This is a genomic window from Anaeromassilibacillus sp. SJQ-1 (genome assembly GCF_046693725.1).
In the GTDB taxonomy this organism is placed as follows: Bacteria; Bacillota; Clostridia; order Oscillospirales; family Acutalibacteraceae; genus Anaeromassilibacillus.
In genome coordinates this window covers 17,610-36,360 of the sequence record NZ_JBKEIV010000041.1, presented here as the reverse complement: position 1 = coordinate 36,360, position 18,751 = coordinate 17,610, and the positions used below count along the sequence as shown (strand labels likewise).

The following is an 18,751-nucleotide window of genomic DNA, read 5'->3' as shown; positions in this document are numbered from 1 at the left end:
CATAGCTAGAAATTGCGCCTGCCTCTGGCTCTTCCTCTGCAACCGGTTCGGTTGTCACGGTCACACTGCTGGATTGCAAACCTCTGCTGCTGGCCGTCACGGTAAAAGAGCCGCCTTCTTCGGTGGACTGCACAATCGCCAAAAGTTTCCCGCGGCCAGCTTTCCGAGTCAGGATCGGAATAATTGGTCCAGTCGTCGTGTACACCGTTGTCCAAAGACATCAGCTTACCATCGCCTTCTACAGTGACCGTAATTTCCGGTTCTGCCGAATTGACCAAATGACCATCCGCATCGGTTACATCAATAGTGACAAAGCTCAAGTCCTTTCCATCTGCCTTGATCGAGGGACTATCCACATAGGCGCTTAATTGCGTTGCTCCCTTTGTAGTGGAAACCTGATTGCGGCCTTCAAACTCTGTAATCTGCTCGGTTTTTTCGGGAGAATCATATCCCTTTACTTCCAATGTTCCCTCTTCATAGGGGACCCAGAAGGTTGCATACTGCGAACTCGCATCGTTCCCCTTAGAAAATGCGCCCGTTCCCGCATCATAAGTGATATAAACATCGTTTTCTTCCATCTTACGAACCGTTGCCGTTGCCGTGCCAACCACCTCTCCGTTGAGTTCTAACTCAATGTACGGAGCGTTGCTGTATACAACCACTTCCACGCGGCCCTGGTTATCCTTAATAACATCCTCTTCGTCCCAAGTGGGCAGCAGATGCAGCGTATTTTCGTTGTCATTCCACTGGCTGCGATAGAGGTAATATGTGTCCTTGGGGAAACCTGCCGTATCCACAATACCAAAATAAGAGTTCTTGGACTGGCCATTCGCACCAGGTCCGGTCCAGTTCCACGGGGTGGGTTCACCGAGATAATCGATACCCGTCCATACAAACTCGCCAAAAAGGTAAGGGGCCCATGTCATCTTCCACATGGCGTTGCTAGCGGTAGCGCCCCAGCTGACTGCACTCTTGTCATAAGAGGTCAGTCGTTTGTCATCGTTGAGATCCTGCCGGGTCGTCTTGCGGTCGTACACGCCGCGGCTGTTTACCGCAGAGGCTGTCTCTGCTGAAAAGACATTATACCCCTTACTGTGGCCATTCGAGAAGTTATTGCTATAATTGTAACCTGACAATCCACGATTGCCATAGTCATCCTGATGGTTATACAGTACTCTGGCTACACCGTCGCTGGCACTGCTTGTGTTCTGGTTGCATCCATAAGCAAACACACGGCTGTTGTCGATTTCCGCACCCCAGTCTACCAGGTCCTGCGCACGCTGTGTATAGTCGGAGGTCGAACCCGTAATCAGCTGGAAGATTTCATTGCCAATGCTCCAACTGAACACACTCGGAGCATTGCAATCCCGACGAATCATGGCCTTGAGGTCAAACTCAGCCCATGTCATGTCTGGTTCGCCGTAAACAATCTGATTGTCTTCCCCAACCTGTACATCAAACCATTCACCCATATCATGGTTATTGCCGTCCTTATAGGCCTTCCAACCATCATACGCTTCTTCCATTACCAGCATGCCCTTTTTATTGCAGATGTCGATCATCTCGTCGGACACAGGGTTATGTGAAGTTCGGTAGGCATTGACGCCCATGTCTTTCATCAGTTCAATCTGGCGTTCCATGGAAGCATACCAAGCCTCTGAGCCCAAAGAGCCCTGGTCGTGGTGGAGACATACGCCGTGCATACGCATTTTTTCACCATTCAACCAGAAGCCGTCACTCGTAAACTTAAACCAACGGAAACCAAAATCGGATGTAATACTGTCCACCACTTCTCCTGCTACCAATACATCCGTACGAACACGATATAAATTCGGATCGTCTGTGGACCAGAGCGCAGGAGCATCCACTATAACGTCTGATTCGATCGTCTTGCTCTCACCTGCGGCAATATCTGTCCCTTCTGTCGGTTCGCTCGTCACAACCGCGATTTCTTCGACCGCTGAATTGTCTTCGTTATAGCGGTAAACCGTATTCTGAATGGAAACCTTTGCTGCTTCTGTGCGATCATTCTCCACTGTGGTCTCCACATGGACGGTTCCCACACCAGAAGCATACTCATCGGCAATCTTCGGCGTTGTCACATAATTGCCATGGTAAGCAATATGTACGGGATCAGTTACCGTCATATATACGTTGCGGTAAATACCACTTCCGGAATACCAGCGGCTGGAAGGCAATTGATGGTCCACCTTGACTGCAACCACATTTTCTTCGCCGCCAAAGTTCAATATATCATTGGGAAGGACAAACGAAAATGGAGTATAACCATAGTGGTGTTCACCAAGCTTCTGCCCGTTCACCCAGATAGTCGCATTCATATAAATGCCGTCAAAATCCAGGCTGATCGTCTTTCCCTGCATATCCTTCGACAGAATAAAGCTTTTACGATACCATCCGGTACCGCCCAACACATATCCGCTCTCCTGTTCCGCAGGAGCCACATGTGTAAACCCCTGGTCAATGCTATAGTCATGCGGTAATGTAACATCACTCCAAGAGGAATCGTTAAATATGACATTTTCCGCACCACTGGCATCCCCCAGATAAAAACGCCAATGGTCGTTAAAATCAATCGACCGTTCATTCCCACTATAAGAATTCACATAAATGGTTTCCTGCGCGGACTCTACTTGTGTATCGTCCGAAGTCGCTATGGCCGATGCCACCGGTATACTGGTTGCTACCATACATACCGCCAGCGTCGAAGCCAAGATCCTTTGCAGCTTAGAGCGCCAAAATACGCCTTTTCTTTCCTTCATCATGTTTCTCCTTTACCAAAATGTTTCCTCGAACCGGACAAATGTCTTCAAAATATTTGTTCCTCTGTTCATTCTTCTTCATCGCGTAATCTTCTTTCTATGCCTTTCCCCCCGTTCTTTTTATATATAAATAGACTAAACAGCGATCAATTGGTTCATATTTTCCGCTATTGTTACGATGCATCAAAGAACCTTTCAATTTTTATATTTTCTCGTTGTTTATCTATCTTTCTTTTATACATTGTAATGAAAATGCGTCCAGAATATATAATACTATTTTTTGAACTTCTTGTACTTTTTTTGTGTTTATTTTTTACTGTACTGGTATATTTTTTAGGTCTAGTAATTTTTTTGTTTTTCTTCTCCACAACTTTTTAGTTATTTTAGCTATATTCCTCTCTCGAACATGTAAAATCATGATACCGTTTTCCTTCCAAGAATAAACAAGACAGCGAATTTTTTACAATAGCACGAAAGATAAACAAAAACAACGTGTCATATGATTTCACAAAAGTTTAACTATGTGGTCCATTTGAAGCTAGTAAGCGGACTCAAACCATTGGCCGACCGGATTATTAAAGAATATAAAAAACTCCTAATATATAACTTTCCCCCCATCCATCCCTTTTGGCACTTCTTCCACCTATTACTCTTAATCCCTTTGTGGACGGCTTGCACTTCTTGATCTCTCTACCCCTTCTGATGTGTATCGGTCAGATATTGTTGATAACTGCAATACTTCCCGGTAAACCGATACACGGATTCGTATGGCATAGCTCCACATTACATAGTAATAAACCTTGTATCCGCCGAAAGAATTACAATGGGACAGGGATACAGAGTCATAGGGGTGATCTTTCTACAAAATTTTGGCATTCTATGGTCTACTCTCGTTCTTGGCGCTTTCTGTACTTATATCCTAGCCGGTTCTGCCTATACCCTTATGCTAGTTCAACGAACATATACAGAAAACCAACCTGAGTAAATCGAACTATCCGTCGAAGATCTCTAAAAGTGTGGAATCGGCAACTCCATTTTCTGATTCCTTTAACGCTCTTTTGTACTCAGTCTATTGTTTTTATTCAAAATTCATTGCAAAAAACACCCCATAATAGCAGAACAAACGGCTATTATGGGGTGTTTTACCCTTTATTTAATGATTCACTTCTTCTGAAAAACTAAAACCATATTAACCTTCTGTATTCTAAGGGAACCCTATATGATGGTAAAGAATGATTTTCCATCTTACACCTATGAGCGGCCAAGAATCTACATCGTCGCGTTACAAAACCATCTCTTTGCCGGGGAATTTCGGGCAAAACAGTTCCAACGTAGAATAACAATTCAGTAAAAACAAAAAGAGCCGAAATCAAATGATCTCGACTCTTTTGGAGCTGGTGAGCGGACTTGAACCGCTGACCTGCTGATTACGAATCAGCTGCTCTACCGACTGAGCCACACCAGCATAAAACTCCTATAACACTCCCTCTGGATGACCAATCTTCCAAAGGAATAAACCATTAATCAGCTACCGATATAAAGAACCATACAGCATCGCTGACTTTGATAGTATACAAAATTTTCAATGAAACGTCAAGAGTTTTACAAAAAATATTTGTCCATCCCATCAAGTTTCTTTAAAATCCGCGAATACTACCTCTATTATCTCTATATTCAGTGAAGATTATTGACATATTTATCCGAAAATCAAACAGTTATATTATAATATAGCATATAGATTCAGAATTTATAAGAAAGATGGGAATAGGCCTTGACGAACAAAAAGCTTTGCGAGAAGCTGCGCACTTTGCGGGAAAACAATGGTTTTAAACAGATGGAAATCGCGAAAATTCTAAATTGTTCTCGTTCCACCTATACTTACTATGAAACCGGCAAAACGACGCCTTCTATTTCTGTTTTAAAGCTGCTGGCAAAAATCTATAACGTCTCTTTGATGGAACTGTTGATGGATGAATCAGAGGCAGGACAGCTGCGTGATTCCAGCAGAGGGGATAGTTTTGATCATATCAAATATATTTACGATCTATCGGCCGACGAACGGATGTTAGTCGGAGTTTTCCGTTCTGCTTCACCAGAAGAACAGGAACAGATTCTTCAGAGCGCAAACGATATCTGTGGTCTGAAAAAATAAAACCCGCTCTTTCGTCTTGCAAGGTGCCGTGCCATATGTTAAACTAAAAGAGGAATTGTAAAAGTCAAAGCAAAATCATCCAGGCGGGATGAGTCGCTTTGACTTTTTTGTAACGCCTTTTGTGTGATAATTCCTCTCGCAACATTTGTGCGTACAGAACGGCTGTGTGTACCTTGCTAGGATAAAAGAGGAGGGTTTCTCATGGACTATGATGCTTTTACCGGAGGCGTGGAGCCGGGGGACTCCGCACCAAAAATCAGATTCGTATATTGATCTGTTATCTGCTCTCCAGTGTAGATGCCCCTCTTTCCCGGCAAGACATCATTGGAATTATGCAGGACAATGGGCTGGCCAATTATTTTGAAGTGACGGACGCTTTGGCAGAACTTCTCGATAAGGGGAACATCACGGCTGATGCCGAGCACCCCGATCTGCTCTCTGCTACACGGCAGGCTCGTATGATTGCCAAACAGCTCGATGCAGCCGTTCCCCTCTCGGTACGTGAACGCGCAGTGTCTGCGGCTGTGAATCTGCTGGCAGCTGCCAAACGAGAACGTGAAAACAAAGTAGAGATCAATCGGACTGAACGTGGATATAATGTAACCTGTCATGTTTCTGGCGGCGACATGGAGCTGATGAGCTTTTCCCTCTATGTTCCAGACCTCTTTCAGGCGCGTATGGTGAAGCGCAATTTTCATCGTGCTCCACAGAATGTGTACCGGATGATGCTGGCGCTTGTCACAAATAATCGCGATATGGTTTCCGACCTTTTGAAGGAAATGAAAGGTTAAAGCTGATTCCCACTCAACTGCTCAAGGATACGCCGTGCAGCGGCGATCTCCTGTGCATCTGTTTCAAAAATCGTATATTCACTCATCATGGGCAGTCCCATGTGCACATCGGTTTTCCGATAGGCCATGGCACTGTCTTTTTCTTTAGCCGAAAGGTGAAAACTTTTGGCTCCTGTCCGTGAAGCCAGTTCCGCAAGATTTTTGGCTTGAACCCCGCTTCCAACAAGAATATCCACTTTTCCCTCAGCAGCCTGTACCAGATCGTGCAGAAGATCTGCGCCGTCGAGAGCGCTGTCCTTTTGCCCAGAAGTTAGGATGGTGTCCACACCAATTTCTTTGGCCTCTCTCAGAGCGCGAAATGGCTCGACGCAAACATCAAAGGCACGATGCAATGTAAAATGACAAGTTCCACAAAGTTCGCGCACCTGTCTCATCCGTTCGAAATCCAAATGGCCATCCGGACGCAAAAAGCCTGTGACAATTCCATCTGCACCTGCCTGTACGAAGGCTTGAATATCCTCTTTCATTCCTTCAAACTCATCCGCAGAATAACAAAAATCTCCGAAACGCGGTCGAATCAGTACATGTACTCGCAAACCTGTACGCTTCTTGACCTGACGAAAAAAAGACAACCCTGGTGTCAGTCCTCCAATGACCAGGCCTGTACAGAGTTCTAAGCGGTCTGCTCCGCCCTGTTTAGCCGCTTCAGCAGACGCAAGACTATCTACACACGCCTCCAAAAGAAACTCCTTCATATGCAACCTCCCATGTATTTTTTTTCGATTGTATCATATCTATCCTTCAAAATCCAGTCAATCTCTTTTTATTTGACCTCCTTTAAAACCTCTTTGGAGCAAAGGCGCAATCTATACAAGGATTAAATTGAGCAGGAGCAAGAGTGTTACCCCAGGAATCCCCGCTACTCCTGATACTCCAATTGCAAGTGGACTCAACGGAATGGATACCCCTGTGAAAACACCCGTTAAATTGACCACCACCAGCGCACAAAGACCTATTGCAATTCCGCCAACTGCACGCTGTATCGGATGTGCCGCCCGTACAATTGCTTGCAAAAGGACCAAGAGCACAAAGATTCCCAATCCGATCAAAAGCATGTTCCAACTGTTCATTTTCCCGTTCCCCTTTCCATATGCGGTTCTTCACCATCTGTTTTCTTCCGCGGAGATGTCTGTAGACAATCCCATCGTATAGACCACTGTATAAGCGGCTCTCCCCTTGTGCAAATTCATCGGATGTCTCTGGAAAACACCTGTAAAACAAGGCGAAGGGACAAGCCCAAGCAATGGACTTATCCCTCTGCCCTCTTTGGTTGGAACGGCGCACAGCTGATTCCTTTGCGCCGTGCAGTCGCCAATAGATAGCGATACCGTGCCTGCAATGCCTCACGTTGATAAATGCATGCTTCGATCAGGTCTTCATTGCATTCCAACTCAAACCAAAGGTCGTTACAGGCCATAAGGCGCGCCACCTCCCGAATTTCTTCCAGGAGCTGCCGCTTCTCCTGATCCTGTTTTTTATCGGTCTCCCGGCTGTCTACACGTTGTATCAGTTTTAACACCGATTCCATATGCACACCACTTTCCATCCGCATCTATTCTGTGAGGGTCAAACTACGACAGATACCCTTACATGAATTCTCCGCGTGTATTTTTATTTTTATGTCAATATGGTGGGCATTTATTCCACGCTTTATACCAGATTCTAGAAAAACCACAAACAAAAAGCCCAAGTATCCTTCTAAAAAAGGAACCTTGGGCAAATACGCCTAATTGGCGCTAACCGCAGTATTTTCTACAGGAATGAGTCTATCCGGCCGGTAGCTACATCTGCTGCAACTGCTTTTACTCTTAAAGTTTGGCCGATGGTCAGCTTCCGGCCTGTGGTTTCATCATATTGTGTAATCATCCCATCAAACGTAAAGTTTGCTCCTTCAAAGGAAGTAATCGGACAAATCCCTCTACCGTGTTGGGCAATTCGACAAAAACTCCGCGCATGGTCACCCCGCTGATTACGCCGGTTTCTTCCTCTCCAAGATGTTGCCGCATATATTCCGCCATATAGCAGTCTTCTGCGCTTCTTTCTGCCGCCATCGCCCGGATTTCGCATTTAGATGAATTCGATGCAGCCTCACGAGAAAACTCTGTATAGTGCGCTGCAATTTCCTTGTCCTTTGCCAGGTATGCCGATAGGATCCGATGAATCGCAGTATCCGGATAGCGTCGAATCGGTGACGTGAAGTGGCAATAGTCCTCGAGGGCCAGCCCAAAATGACCAATCGGTTGTGTATCATATCGTGCCTTCGCCATAGTTCGGAGCAGCTGGTGGGAAATTACCTTTTGGGCTGGCTTTCCTTCCGCCTGTTCCATGATAGCAGCAAAATCGGCCGTTTTGACGCTTGTGCGATGCCGTAAACTTACAGGATTGAATCCCAAGGCGTTTACCAATTCTGCCAAAGAATCCACCCGGTCTGGATCCGGTTGTTCGTGAATTCGATACACAAAGGGAAGCTTTGCACTCTTTGCCAGCTTGGCAGCAGCTTGGTTGGCAGTAATCATTAACTGCTCAATCATCTGCTCTGCCTCCCCACTCACACGGGGTTGTACATCGATACAGACGCCATTCTCATCCAATACAAAGCGCGACTCCACACTGTCTAAATCTACCGTTCCATTCCGCTTTGCGCGCGCTTTAAGAACCTCCGCAAGTTCCCTTGCCGCGTGCAAAGAGCGGATAACCGGCGAATATTTTTTGCGCAATGCCTTATCGGCTGTTCCATCAAAAAGCTGGTTGACTTCGGAGTAGACGCCGCGCACCTTGGACTGAATCACGCTTTTGCGGAACCGATAGGAAAGAATTGTCCCCGTTTGTCCAATTCAATGATGGCTGAAAATGTGAGCTTATCTTCCCCTGCGTTGAGGGAACACACCCCATTGCTCAATGCTTCGGCAACATTGGAATGACGCGATCCGCAAGAGTAGACCGACGTTCCTCTCTCCTGTGCCTCACGGTCCATTGCACTGCCAGCTTTTACATAGTGGGATACATCCGCAATATGCACGCCTAAGCGGTAACCCAATCGGGTGCGGCTACAGAAATAGCATCGTCCAAATCTTTTGCGTCTGCACCGTCAATCGTACAAATGCTTGTTCCGCGCAAGTCCAAGCGCCCTTTGAGATCCTTATCCGTAATCTCGGTTTTTCGAATCTTTTCTGCCTCTGCCAGAACTTCCTTCGGAAACTCGGTTCGAATTCCGTTTTGATCAATAATTGCATCTGCGCAGATCTTTGCGCGGTCTGAACTACCATAAGTTTTCATCACACGAGCGGTCAGCCGGTCCGTCCCGGGAATCCGACGAATTTCTGCTTGCGCCTTGACCAGTGGACGCAGATGCTGCAAGCTCTTCTTTTCCAAGGGAAGATGATAACGAATCGCTTCATCCGGCGCAAATTCCAGCCCACTTTCTCCCTCTACCAGTGTGCCCGTGAGTAAGCGGCTCGCCTTTTCCGGTAATTTGCTCCACGTCAGCCGAAAGCCCGCGTTCGCTGCGCTCCAGGTGATTTAATACAACCGTATCCCCAAGAAACGCCGATTTTAAGTGGTCTGCATGGATGAATAGATCTTCCCCACCATCCTCCGGGCGGGCAAAAGCAAACCCCTTGCTCAGAGAGACAATGACAGCCTTCTTAACACCGTCGATTTTTTCAACGGGACCGCGCAATTTTTCTCGCAAGGCACTCCCCAACGGCTGCTTTCCTCTTTTCGAATTAGAACGCTTTTTTCGAGCCGACGGATCAGCTGGGCGAATTCGATGTTTTTTATTGATTTTTACAAGCCCTTGCTGTTGCAGCTGATCCAACGCTTGATAAAACAGCCTTGCATCCTTGACCCGTAATTTTTTCATTAAACTACGCGAAGTAAACGCCTGGGGCATCTTCTGCACAAATTTTAAAATCTGATCCTTCATTTCTTCCAACATTCTTAATACTCCTGTTCCGCCTTCTGCGGCACTTCTCAACCAAAATTCTTCCCGATTCCTACACAAATTATTGCTTTTCTTTCCGATTCTTTGCACAAAAAAAGCCCCGCTTAGAAAGCGGGGCTTTTTACGTTTTGATTTACGGGGCAAAAAATACAAGCGCATTCAGGCCAATGACCAGGAGAAAGAAACCTACTGCAATCACCTTTGTCCACCGGGCAAGAAATGCGTCCACTGTACGAGCCTGATTCTTCGCAAGAAATGTATCCGCACCGCCTGTAATTGCTCCGAGTCCCGCCTGATGGCCTTCCTGCAACAAAACAACGATGATGATAGCAACGGAGAACAAGGCCAAAACGACCCCCAAAACAATTTGCCAAACGCCCATAGCGCACCTCCGAAAATTGAATTGGGACGATTCACCCAATCCGCTTTTAGCTTAGAATATAATAGCACAAAAAGGGCCTCATTGCAAGCATCTTTTCATCAAGGTATCCTTTTAAACCAAACATATCTATATTTCTCACATATTCTTTACAAATTTTGTTTTAAGTAATTTCAAATCTGTAATTTTTATTGACAAACTCAAATTTAATTATATATTCTAAAAATAGGCTGTATAAGAAGATGATTCTCTTGCGGCTATACATATTACATTTTATTATTATAATCATTTATATTTCTAATTTCATAAAATTTAAAGCAGAAGCTCTATCGTACTTAAATTTTTTCTCTTCTCTTATTACACATATTACTTGTAACTACGATTTCCCTACCAGTTTCTGCTACGCCAAGTCAGACAACAGGTCCAATTTCCTTAGATGATGATCCCTTACCTCCCAGTACGGTAGAAATTTAAGCAGCAACAGCAAGAGGACAACGGTTACTTCGCACAAGAGCTCGTGGAGAAATCTCTATAAAACGCTGGCAGCAAAGCGGCCAGTCGTATAGCAACGACCTCATGCAAACGCAGAATGTTCCCATAGGAACTTATGGCTGCACATGGACAAGCTTCACAATGATAGCAAACTATTTAAGAGGACTCGATTATAACCCTGGTCAGGTACATAAAATTGTCGCCAATTACGCCTGTCCTTTCGATTATGAACAAGCGGGAAGCCGTTGCAGCTTAACATTAGATTTACATGATCGCTCCCGAACGTATACGACTGCACAATTAGCGCCAATTGTTGCAGACTCTATCAGTAATAAAAAAAGGCCCGTAATGATTGGTATGGCCAAAGGGAATGACACTCATTTCGTTGTAGCTTATGCATACAGCGGGGAACTGATTTATATCAAAGATCCCGCTTTTTATAACGATCCCACCCTCCAAGACTACATGAACCAGGGATCTATCATCCATAGGGTGTATAGTTACCAATATTAACTCTCCATGGTCGATCTTGAAAGGAGGCCTTTTATGAGAAAACGCTACTGTCTATTTTCCGCAGTTTTATTCGTATTGATTCTTTGTGCTTGCACCAACCATGAAAACCTCCCAACATCGGTTACGGATAACTCTGCTCTTAACTCTTCCAGCCAAAGTACGGAGCTTTCGCAATCCTCGGAATCTTTGCCCACTGACTTTTCAGCAGAATATGCCAGAATTATCAAAGGTTATTCCCTCATGGATATTGGACTAGAGGTGGACACATCAAAAACGTTTCAAGATCCCAACTGCAATGCCGACGGCCTCTGGGGCGCAGAGCACACAGCCATCTCTGAATATTGGAAGAACGGCGAATTTTATGGAAATGCAACCCGCATCCATGTGGACACCTCTGAACGGGTGGTCGACTTTGAGCCCCAGGTGATGTACCTTCTACAATGCTTTCAAAAAGACGAACTGGTCGATGGAGCCTACGTTTTTTTGAAGGAACAGGCGGTTCCCACCGAAGAAATCCGAGAAACCTGCCTTCTGGAAAAAGACGGCTATCTCATCTGTGATGTCACAAGATTCCTTTATCCGGACAAAAGCTTCGAAGAGAGAATTCAAGAGCGAGAAAAAACGTTTCCCGATTATGATTTCCGTTGGGCGTTGTCGGTCTATGATTACGTCTCAGAAAACCTATCCAATTTGATCGTCCCGGCTTGATGAAACCGATCTCCATACTTACCCTCTGTATGGAGGGTGACATCATTTAGAGTATCCAGTAACATCTCCTGATAATATTTCAATCCACACCCTCCGCATGGAGGGTGACACATCTCATACAACCGGGGACATTGCACTTTTAGATTTCAATCCACACCCTCTGCATAGAGGATGACTGACACGCTGGAAATGTTCGCCCGCAATGGAGCTTTTCAATCCATACCCTCTGCATGGAGGGTGACAAGTTCCGCTTGGGTTTTGACAATTTGCGATTCATCCTTTCAATCCACACCCGATTGGAACCAAAGACAGACGATGTATAAGTCTATATGGATTTGGACAATCTAACAAAGGACTTCCGGAATGCATGCGTTTGCCGTTTCGGAAACCGCATTGGGCGCTGGCGGCTATTGGCCGTTGGCGCCCTTTTGCCGTGTATAGAACTGTTTTAAGCAAAGCATAACAGAAATCTGAAACGCTTCTGTTTATACCACACCATTCCATGTATTTTCCGGGTATACCGCACGTTTACTTTTTCTAAATACAAATATCCCATTCCTATGGCATTTGACAAAGAATTATCCGAATGTCATCTGTTCTCCTTCGGATTCTTCCGGAGTGGGCAATGCCCCCAACGCTGGGATGTTTTTCCGATAGCGATCTGGCTTTTTGAGCATTCCCTCTACATAGGGGACGGCTCTCAACAGCCGTCCACCTTTGCGAAGGGTCATTGCTGCGACGCCCTGGGTATTGCGCGTTGTCTTTGGTTGAACAGATATTCCGTGTGCATCAAAAGCATTCGTCCTTGTGCGCTGGCAAGCAGAAACTCACAATCCTCCTGTATATAGGCAATGGATGCCGCTGGGGACTTATCGCTATAAGCTCCAAGCAATTTACGGCGGTTGGTCTTTGTTGCATAGGAATCCATACTGACCTTTGCAACCTTTCCATTTTCAAAGAAGAACAGCATATAACCGCTGTAATCCTTCGTCACCGCCATATACAGCGCATTTTCACCTTCATCCATTCCGAGTTTCGCAGGGATGTATTCTCCCAGAACACTCGCTTTGGTATCTCCAAGTCGGAAGCCTTCGCCTTATACACCTGTGCTTTGTCTGTAAAGAACAGCAAGTCCACATTGTTTGTGCTCTCTAACTGTTGAACAATCATATCGCCCTCTTTCAACTTTTGTTCGCCGCTCATGCGAAGCGACTGGGGCGTAATCTTTTTAAAATAACCATCGCGAGTGAAGAAGAGATGCACCGGATAGTCTGGAATCTCCTCTTCTTCCTGGTATTCCTCCAACTCATCGGAATAAATGAGCATGGTTCGGCGTGGCTGTCCATATTGCTTGGCGACAGCCTGTAACTCTTTGATAATGATTCCTTGAACCTTTGCCTTGCTGTCCAGGATTCCTTGAAGTTGAGCGATGTCTTTTTCGAGCTGGTCAACCTCTTCCGTTCGTTTGAGGATGTATTCCCTGTTGAGATGGCGCAGCTTGATTTCTGCCACATACTCTGCTTGCACTTCGTCAATTCCAAAGCCGATCATCAGATTCGGCACGACCTCGGTTTCCTCTTCTGTATTTCGTACGATGGACACCGCCTTGTCAATATCCAAGAGAATCGCTTGTAGTCCCTTGAGCAAATGAAGTTTGTCACGTTTCTTGCTCAAATCAAAATGTGTGCGGCGGCGTACACACTCGATGCGAAACGCAGTCCACTCCTGTAGAAGCTCTCCCACCCCCAACACACGCGGAACCCCCGCAATCAATACATTAAAATTGCAGGAGAAACTGTCTTCCAGGGGTGTAAGCTTATAAAGACGCTGCATCAGACGGTCCGGATCGACGCCGCGTTTTAAGTCTACAGTGATCTTCAACCCATCAAGCCCGGTCTCATCGCGAATATCCGAAATCTCCTTGAGTTTGCTATGCTTAACCAGATCCACAACCTTTTCTACAATGGCTTCTACCGTGGTTGTGGGAGGAATTTGCGTAATATCGATGCAGTTGGCCGATTTATCATAGCTATATCGCGCGCGCACTCGGAAACTGCCGCGCCCAGTTCGGTAAATCTCTTGTACCGCCTTGGCATCGTAGACCAACTGTCCCCCTCCGGGAAAATCCGGCGCCAACAAAGTGGAAGAAATGTCATGGTCCGGATCGCGCATCTGCGCGATGGTCGTCTGGCAAACCTCCGCTAGATTGAACGGGCAGATGGAGCTCGCCATACCAACCGCAATGCCGGTATTTGCATTGACCAGAACGGACGGAAAGCTTGCAGGCAGTAGAGTGGGCTCTTTCAGCGTATTGTCGTAGTTGTCGACAAAGTCCACCGTATCCTTATCAATATCGCTGAAGAGTTCTTTGCAAAGGTCATCCAGGCGTGCTTCCGTATAACGCGAAGCCGCCCAGGCCATATCCCTGGAATAGAACTTTCCAAAGTTTCCCTTGGAATCAATATATGGATGGAGCAGTGCCTCATAACCGCGGCTCAATCGCACCATCGTATCATAAATTGCCGCATCGCCGTGCGGGTTTAACTTCATCGTCTGTCCCACAATGTTTGCTGATTTGGTGCGGGTCGGGCCCAGTAACCCCATTTTGTACATGGTATACAGGAGCTTTCGATGCGCAGGCTTAAAGCCGTCGATCTCTGGAATTGCACGTGAGAGGATGACACTCATCGCGTAGGGCATATAATTTTCTTCCAGCGTCCTTGTAATGCGCTGCTCTACCACCTCGCCCGCTCCTTCGATCACGCCGTTGGCCTTTGGACGGGCCTGGGGTGGGTCCTTACGTTTTTTTGGCATCTGTTCTCCCCCTCCTTAGCTTACATCCGCTGTGTCGATGTAGCGGTATCCATTCTCCGCAATGAAATCCTTTCTCCCAGAGAGATTATCCCCCAAAAGGAGGTCAAACATCTCCGCTGTTCGCGCCGCATCCTCCGGCATAACCTTAATCAAACGGCGCGTTTCCGGATTCATTGTGGTCAGGTTCATCATATCCGGTTCATTTTCACCCAAGCCTTTGGAGCGCTGGATGGTATACTTTTTCCCCTCCAATTGCTTGAGGAAATCGTCCTTCTCCTTCTCGGTATAGGCAAAATACGTCTCACTTTTGGTTGTGATTTCAAATAGGGGCGATTCTGCGATAAATACCTTTCCTACATTGATGAGGGTCGGCGTCAGGCGGTACAGCATCGTTAACAAAAGCGTGCGAATCTGAAACCCATCCACATCCGCATCTGTACAAAGAATCACCTTATTCCAGCGCAGGAGGGAAAGGTCGAAGGTCGAAAGCTCTTTGTTTGCCTTTGCTTTTACTTCCACACCACACCCCAAAACTTTTAACAGGTCTGTGATAATCTCACTCTTAAAGATCTTATCATAATCCGCCTTTAGACAATTCAAAATTTTGCCTCGAATCGGCATGATCGCCTGAAAATTGGGGTCGCGCGCCTGTTTACATGCTCCTAACGCGGAATCTCCCTCCACGATAAAAATCTCACGTTCACTTGCATCGCGGCTGCGGCAATCCACAAATTTTGCCACACGGCTGGTGACATCCATGGTGCTGGTGAGTTTTTTCTTGATATTCAGGCGGGTTTTTTCTGCATCTTCACGACTGCGCTTGTTAATCAACACCTGTGCAGCAATCTTGTCCGCTTCCATGGGATTTTCAATAAAATAGATCTCCAGCTGATGGCGGAGCATCTCCGTCATCGCCTCCTGAATGCCCTTGTTGGTGATCGCCTTTTTCGTCTGATTCTCATAGGAAGTCTGGTTTGAAAAGGAGGAAATAACCAACACCAAACAGTCCTCTACATCTGCAAAGGTAATCTTGCTTTCATTTTTATTGTATTTCCCTGTTTGCTTCAGGTAAGCGTCGATCTGATAGACAAATGCATTTCGAACCGCCTTATCCGGTGCCCCGCCATGTTCCAACCAACTGGAATTGTGGTAATATTCAATCTGTCTATTGCGATTGGAAAAGGCAACCGCCACATTGATTTTTGTGCGGTATTCCGCCTTGTCGGCGCGATCACGGACTTTGCGCTCTGTCTGCCAGAACTGCACGGAAGTCAGTGCATCCTCTCCAACAATTTCTTTTACATGGTCGACAATTCCATTTTGATACAGAAATTCCGTCGTTTCAAACTTACCGTTCACCTGATTGCGAAAGACGAACTTGATGCCGTCATTCACAATCGCTTGACGTTTAATGATGTCTAAATAGTAGTCCACAGGGATATGGATGTCTGTAAAAACCTGTATGTCCGGCTTCCAGTGGATTTTGGTCCCTGTGCCCTTTCCATTATAAGGCTCCTTTTTCAATCCGCCGATGTTCTCTCCACGTTCAAAATGCAGAGTGTATCGGAAGCCATCCCGGCAGACTTCCACGTCCATGTATTCCGAAGCATATTGCGTGGCACACAGGCCTAGACCATTTAACCCCAACGAATATTCGTAACTCTCTGCGGAAGCATTGTTATATTTGCCGCCCGCATACAGCTCGCAAAAAGCCAACTCCCAATTGTAACGCTGTTCCTTGGGATTGTAGTCTACCGGGCATCCGCGCCCGCGATCGATCACCTCAACTGAGTCGTCGGCAAAACGGGTGATTGTGATCTCCTTGCCATATCCTTCGCGTGCTTCATCAATGGAGTTCGATAAAATTTCAAAGATCGAATGCTCACATCCCTCGATTCCATCCGAGCCAAAGATTACTGCCGGACGGCGGCGGACACGGTCCGCGCCTTTCAGGGAAGAGATGCTCTCATTGCCGTAAACCGGTTTTTTTGCCATTTCTCTGCTCTCTCCTCAAACTTTCATAAAGCCAAATCATATACAATACGTAATTATATGCCAAAACAATACATTTTGCAAATAAATTTGCTTGGTTCGGTTTGGCAAAAAAAGGACGCTGCACAATGCAAATTCTGCATTGGCAGCGACCCCTTGACACATACAATCTATAGGCCAAAACGATAGACGAAAATCAATGTTTATCTGTATCGAAATCGCTGGCGAACGAAGCAGGCTCCTGCGGCTGTTCCTCAGGATACTGATAAGTACCCTCCATCACAGCCCGGAACTCCTCACCACTCATCTTTTCATTATGGAAAAGGAATTCGGCCACCTCGTGCAGTTGATCCATATGCTCGGTCAGGATTCGTTCCGTCTTGTGGTAAGCATCCTCCACCAACATTTTGATCTCATTGTCAATCGCGGAGGCGGTCTCTTCGGAATAGTTTCGGATATGTCCCATATCGCGGCCGAGGAACGGTTCGCTGTCATCCGTACCGTATTGGATTGGCCCCAGCTTTTCGCTCATACCATATTTTGTCACCATGGACCGGGCGACTTTTGTGGCGCGCTCAATATCGTTGGACGCGCCTGTAGAGATGTCGTCCAGCGTCAAGGCTTCTGCGACGCGGCCTCCCAGGAGCACCACCAGGTCCTCCTTCATCTCTTTGCGAGACTGATAAGAGCGGTCCTCCGTAGGCAGATGCATGGTATACCCTCCCGCCATGCCACGCGGGATAATGGAAATTTGATGCACCGGGTCCTGCGTGGGGCAATAATAGGTCGCCACAGCATGGCCAGCCTCATGGTTCGCTGTCAGCCTCTTTTCGTGGTCTGTCATCACATGGCTCTTCTTCTCTGTTCCCACTACAACCTTAATGGTAGCTTCCTCGATCTCTGCCATAGTGATCGCCTTCAGATTCCGCCGCGCTGCCAACAGAGCTGCTTCATTCAACAGGTTTTCCAAGTCCGCGCCGGTAAAACCCGCCGTAGACTTGGCAATCGTTTTGAGTTCAACGTCTGGCGCAAGCGGCTTTCCGCGTGCATGAACCTTGAGGATTTCCTCACGGCCCTTAATGTCGGGATAGCTGACCACCACCTGGCGGTCAAAACGGCCGGGGCGCATCAAAGCGGGGTCCAAAACATCCGGGCGGTTTGTCGCTGCAATCATAATTACGCCTTCGTTCGCACCAAAACCGTCCATTTCCACCAGCAATTGGTTCAATGTCTGCTCGCGCTCGTCGTGGCCGCCGCCCAATCCTGCGCCGCGCTGACGGCCTACTGCATCAATCTCATCGATAAAAATGATACAGGGAGAGTTCTTCTTCGCCTGTTCAAACAGATCGCGTACACGGGATGCACCGACGCCGACAAACATCTCCACGAAATCGGAACCCGATATGGAGAAAAACGGCACCCCCGCTTCCCCTGCAACCGCGCGGGCCAGCAAGGTTTTACCAGTACCAGGAGGGCCCACCAGCAGGACACCTTTCGGAATTCTTGCGCCGAGTTCGTTGTACTTTTTCGGGTTCTTTAGGAATTCCACGATCTCCCGCAGTTCTTCCTTTTCCTCATCCGCACCTGCCACATCGGCAAAGGTCGTCTTCCTCTTTCGTCGGCCATCTGTTTGATTTTGGCCTTGCCAAAATTCATCTGCTTGCCGGCATCCCCCATGGTCGAGTTCAGGCGCTTCATCATGAACCACCAAAGGAAAACTCCCAACCCCAATACCACCAACATCGGCAGCATACTCACAAGCCAGGAAGTCTCCGGCGCCCGCTGTATGTCGCGTTTCATCCGCGCATTGCCCGGATGGTCAGCATTGTATTCATCTACATAGGGCTGAATCTCCTGCAACAGGTATGCTGAATTTGGCGCTGTATAATTGATGATGGACTTTTTCTCATCGTCGAGCTGAAGGCGCATTTCGCCTGTACCCATATTGATCGAGAATGCGGTCACCTGCTGATCTTCAAAGTAGCTGACAATGTCCGAATAGACATAGCTCTTTTCCGTCGGACGGCTACTAAACAGCATACCAATCACCAAAAACAGCGCAATCGGAATGCCAAGATAGATCAGCAGGCGTTTCATTTTGTCTCTATTGTCCAAGTTATCCACTCC

The 18,751-nt window shown here is 46.8% G+C and carries 12 protein-coding genes, 1 tRNA gene and 3 pseudogenes; 4 read left to right on the top strand and 12 right to left on the bottom strand.

All coding sequences use genetic code 11. From position 1 onward, the window contains the following. Window positions 1-5: 5 nt before the first annotated feature. A complete protein-coding gene (locus ACGCCZ_RS11135; RefSeq protein ID WP_411656058.1) occupies window positions 6-2,780 on the bottom strand; it encodes a glycoside hydrolase family 2 TIM barrel-domain containing protein in 2,775 nt (924 codons plus the stop codon). A 1,389-nt stretch (window positions 2,781-4,169) separates the two neighbouring features. After that, window positions 4,170-4,245: transfer RNA gene (locus ACGCCZ_RS11130), tRNA-Thr, on the bottom strand. A 306-nt stretch (window positions 4,246-4,551) separates the two neighbouring features. Between ACGCCZ_RS11130 and ACGCCZ_RS11125 the strand changes: the two genes are divergently transcribed. After that, window positions 4,552-4,932, top strand: a complete 381-nt coding sequence (locus ACGCCZ_RS11125; RefSeq protein ID WP_085531711.1) for a helix-turn-helix domain-containing protein — start codon at window positions 4,552-4,554, stop codon at window positions 4,930-4,932. A 269-nt stretch (window positions 4,933-5,201) separates the two neighbouring features. Then, a complete protein-coding gene (locus tag ACGCCZ_RS11120) occupies window positions 5,202-5,723 on the top strand; it encodes a DUF4364 family protein (RefSeq protein ID WP_411656057.1) in 522 nt (173 codons plus the stop codon). Here ACGCCZ_RS11120 and ACGCCZ_RS11115 read toward each other — a convergent pair. From ACGCCZ_RS11115 to secG, 7 genes and pseudogenes are all read right to left on the bottom strand, one after another. Beyond that, complete coding sequence (locus tag ACGCCZ_RS11115) at window positions 5,720-6,478, bottom strand: copper homeostasis protein CutC (RefSeq protein ID WP_411656056.1); 759 nt, start codon at window positions 6,476-6,478, stop codon at window positions 5,720-5,722. The genes ACGCCZ_RS11120 and ACGCCZ_RS11115 overlap by 4 nt on opposite strands. Window positions 6,479-6,589: 111 nt before the next feature. After that, window positions 6,590-6,853, bottom strand: coding sequence for a pro-sigmaK processing inhibitor BofA family protein (locus ACGCCZ_RS11110; RefSeq protein WP_054323911.1), 264 nt, complete (start codon window positions 6,851-6,853; stop codon window positions 6,590-6,592). Between the two features lie 179 nt (window positions 6,854-7,032). Beyond that, complete coding sequence (locus tag ACGCCZ_RS11105) at window positions 7,033-7,311, bottom strand: DUF2508 family protein (protein WP_054323932.1); 279 nt, start codon at window positions 7,309-7,311, stop codon at window positions 7,033-7,035. A gap of 334 nt (window positions 7,312-7,645) precedes the next feature. Beyond that, window positions 7,646-8,802, bottom strand: a pseudogene (locus tag ACGCCZ_RS11100) (RNB domain-containing ribonuclease). A 2-nt stretch (window positions 8,803-8,804) separates the two neighbouring features. After that, window positions 8,805-9,155 carry a hypothetical protein gene (locus ACGCCZ_RS11095; protein WP_411656055.1) on the bottom strand — a complete coding sequence of 117 codons (351 nt, stop codon included), beginning with the start codon at window positions 9,153-9,155 and terminating at the stop codon, window positions 8,805-8,807. Window positions 9,156-9,177: 22 nt separating this feature from the next. Next, entirely contained in the window at window positions 9,178-9,720 is a 543-nt protein-coding gene (locus ACGCCZ_RS11090; protein WP_411656054.1) for a hypothetical protein, read from the bottom strand. A 139-nt stretch (window positions 9,721-9,859) separates the two neighbouring features. Beyond that, window positions 9,860-10,108 carry a preprotein translocase subunit SecG gene (gene secG / locus ACGCCZ_RS11085; RefSeq protein ID WP_054323914.1) on the bottom strand — a complete coding sequence of 83 codons (249 nt, stop codon included), beginning with the start codon at window positions 10,106-10,108 and terminating at the stop codon, window positions 9,860-9,862. A gap of 573 nt (window positions 10,109-10,681) precedes the next feature. On the opposite strand from secG, the gene ACGCCZ_RS11080 reads away from it, so the two are divergent. Beyond that, on the top strand, window positions 10,682-11,110 hold the full coding sequence (locus ACGCCZ_RS11080) for a papain-like cysteine protease family protein (RefSeq protein ID WP_152918350.1): 429 nt from the start codon (window positions 10,682-10,684) through the stop codon (window positions 11,108-11,110). A gap of 33 nt (window positions 11,111-11,143) precedes the next feature. Further along, window positions 11,144-11,818, top strand: coding sequence for a hypothetical protein (locus tag ACGCCZ_RS11075; RefSeq protein WP_411656053.1), 675 nt, complete (start codon window positions 11,144-11,146; stop codon window positions 11,816-11,818). 578 nt (window positions 11,819-12,396) lie between these two features. On the opposite strand, the pseudogene ACGCCZ_RS11070 reads toward ACGCCZ_RS11075, so the two are convergent. From ACGCCZ_RS11070 to ftsH, 3 genes and pseudogenes are all read right to left on the bottom strand, one after another. Continuing rightward, window positions 12,397-14,632 (bottom strand): annotated as a pseudogene (locus ACGCCZ_RS11070) (DNA gyrase subunit A). A gap of 15 nt (window positions 14,633-14,647) precedes the next feature. Continuing rightward, window positions 14,648-16,627 (bottom strand): DNA gyrase/topoisomerase IV subunit B, encoded by a 1,980-nt coding sequence (locus ACGCCZ_RS11065; protein WP_411656052.1) that lies wholly within the window; start codon window positions 16,625-16,627, stop codon window positions 14,648-14,650. Window positions 16,628-16,820: 193 nt separating this feature from the next. Further along, window positions 16,821-18,739 (bottom strand): annotated as a pseudogene (gene ftsH, locus ACGCCZ_RS11060) (ATP-dependent zinc metalloprotease FtsH). Window positions 18,740-18,751: the final 12 nt, after the last annotated feature.

Excerpts from the sequence above, each read along its gene's own strand:
- ACGCCZ_RS11135 (WP_411656058.1), bottom strand. The coding sequence starts at position 2,780 with ATGAAGGAAAGAAAAGGCGTATTTTGGCGCTCTAAGCTGCAAAGGATC.
- ACGCCZ_RS11115 (WP_411656056.1), bottom strand. The coding sequence starts at position 6,478 with ATGAAGGAGTTTCTTTTGGAGGCGTGTGTAGATAGTCTTGCGTCTGCT.
- ACGCCZ_RS11110 (WP_054323911.1), bottom strand. The coding sequence starts at position 6,853 with ATGAACAGTTGGAACATGCTTTTGATCGGATTGGGAATCTTTGTGCTC.
- ACGCCZ_RS11105 (WP_054323932.1), bottom strand. The coding sequence starts at position 7,311 with ATGGAATCGGTGTTAAAACTGATACAACGTGTAGACAGCCGGGAGACC.
- ACGCCZ_RS11090 (WP_411656054.1), bottom strand. The coding sequence starts at position 9,720 with ATGTTGGAAGAAATGAAGGATCAGATTTTAAAATTTGTGCAGAAGATG.
- secG (WP_054323914.1), bottom strand. The coding sequence starts at position 10,108 with ATGGGCGTTTGGCAAATTGTTTTGGGGGTCGTTTTGGCCTTGTTCTCC.
- ACGCCZ_RS11080 (WP_152918350.1), top strand. The coding sequence starts at position 10,682 with ATGCAAACGCAGAATGTTCCCATAGGAACTTATGGCTGCACATGGACA.
- ACGCCZ_RS11075 (WP_411656053.1), top strand. The coding sequence starts at position 11,144 with ATGAGAAAACGCTACTGTCTATTTTCCGCAGTTTTATTCGTATTGATT.
- ACGCCZ_RS11065 (WP_411656052.1), bottom strand. The coding sequence starts at position 16,627 with ATGGCAAAAAAACCGGTTTACGGCAATGAGAGCATCTCTTCCCTGAAA.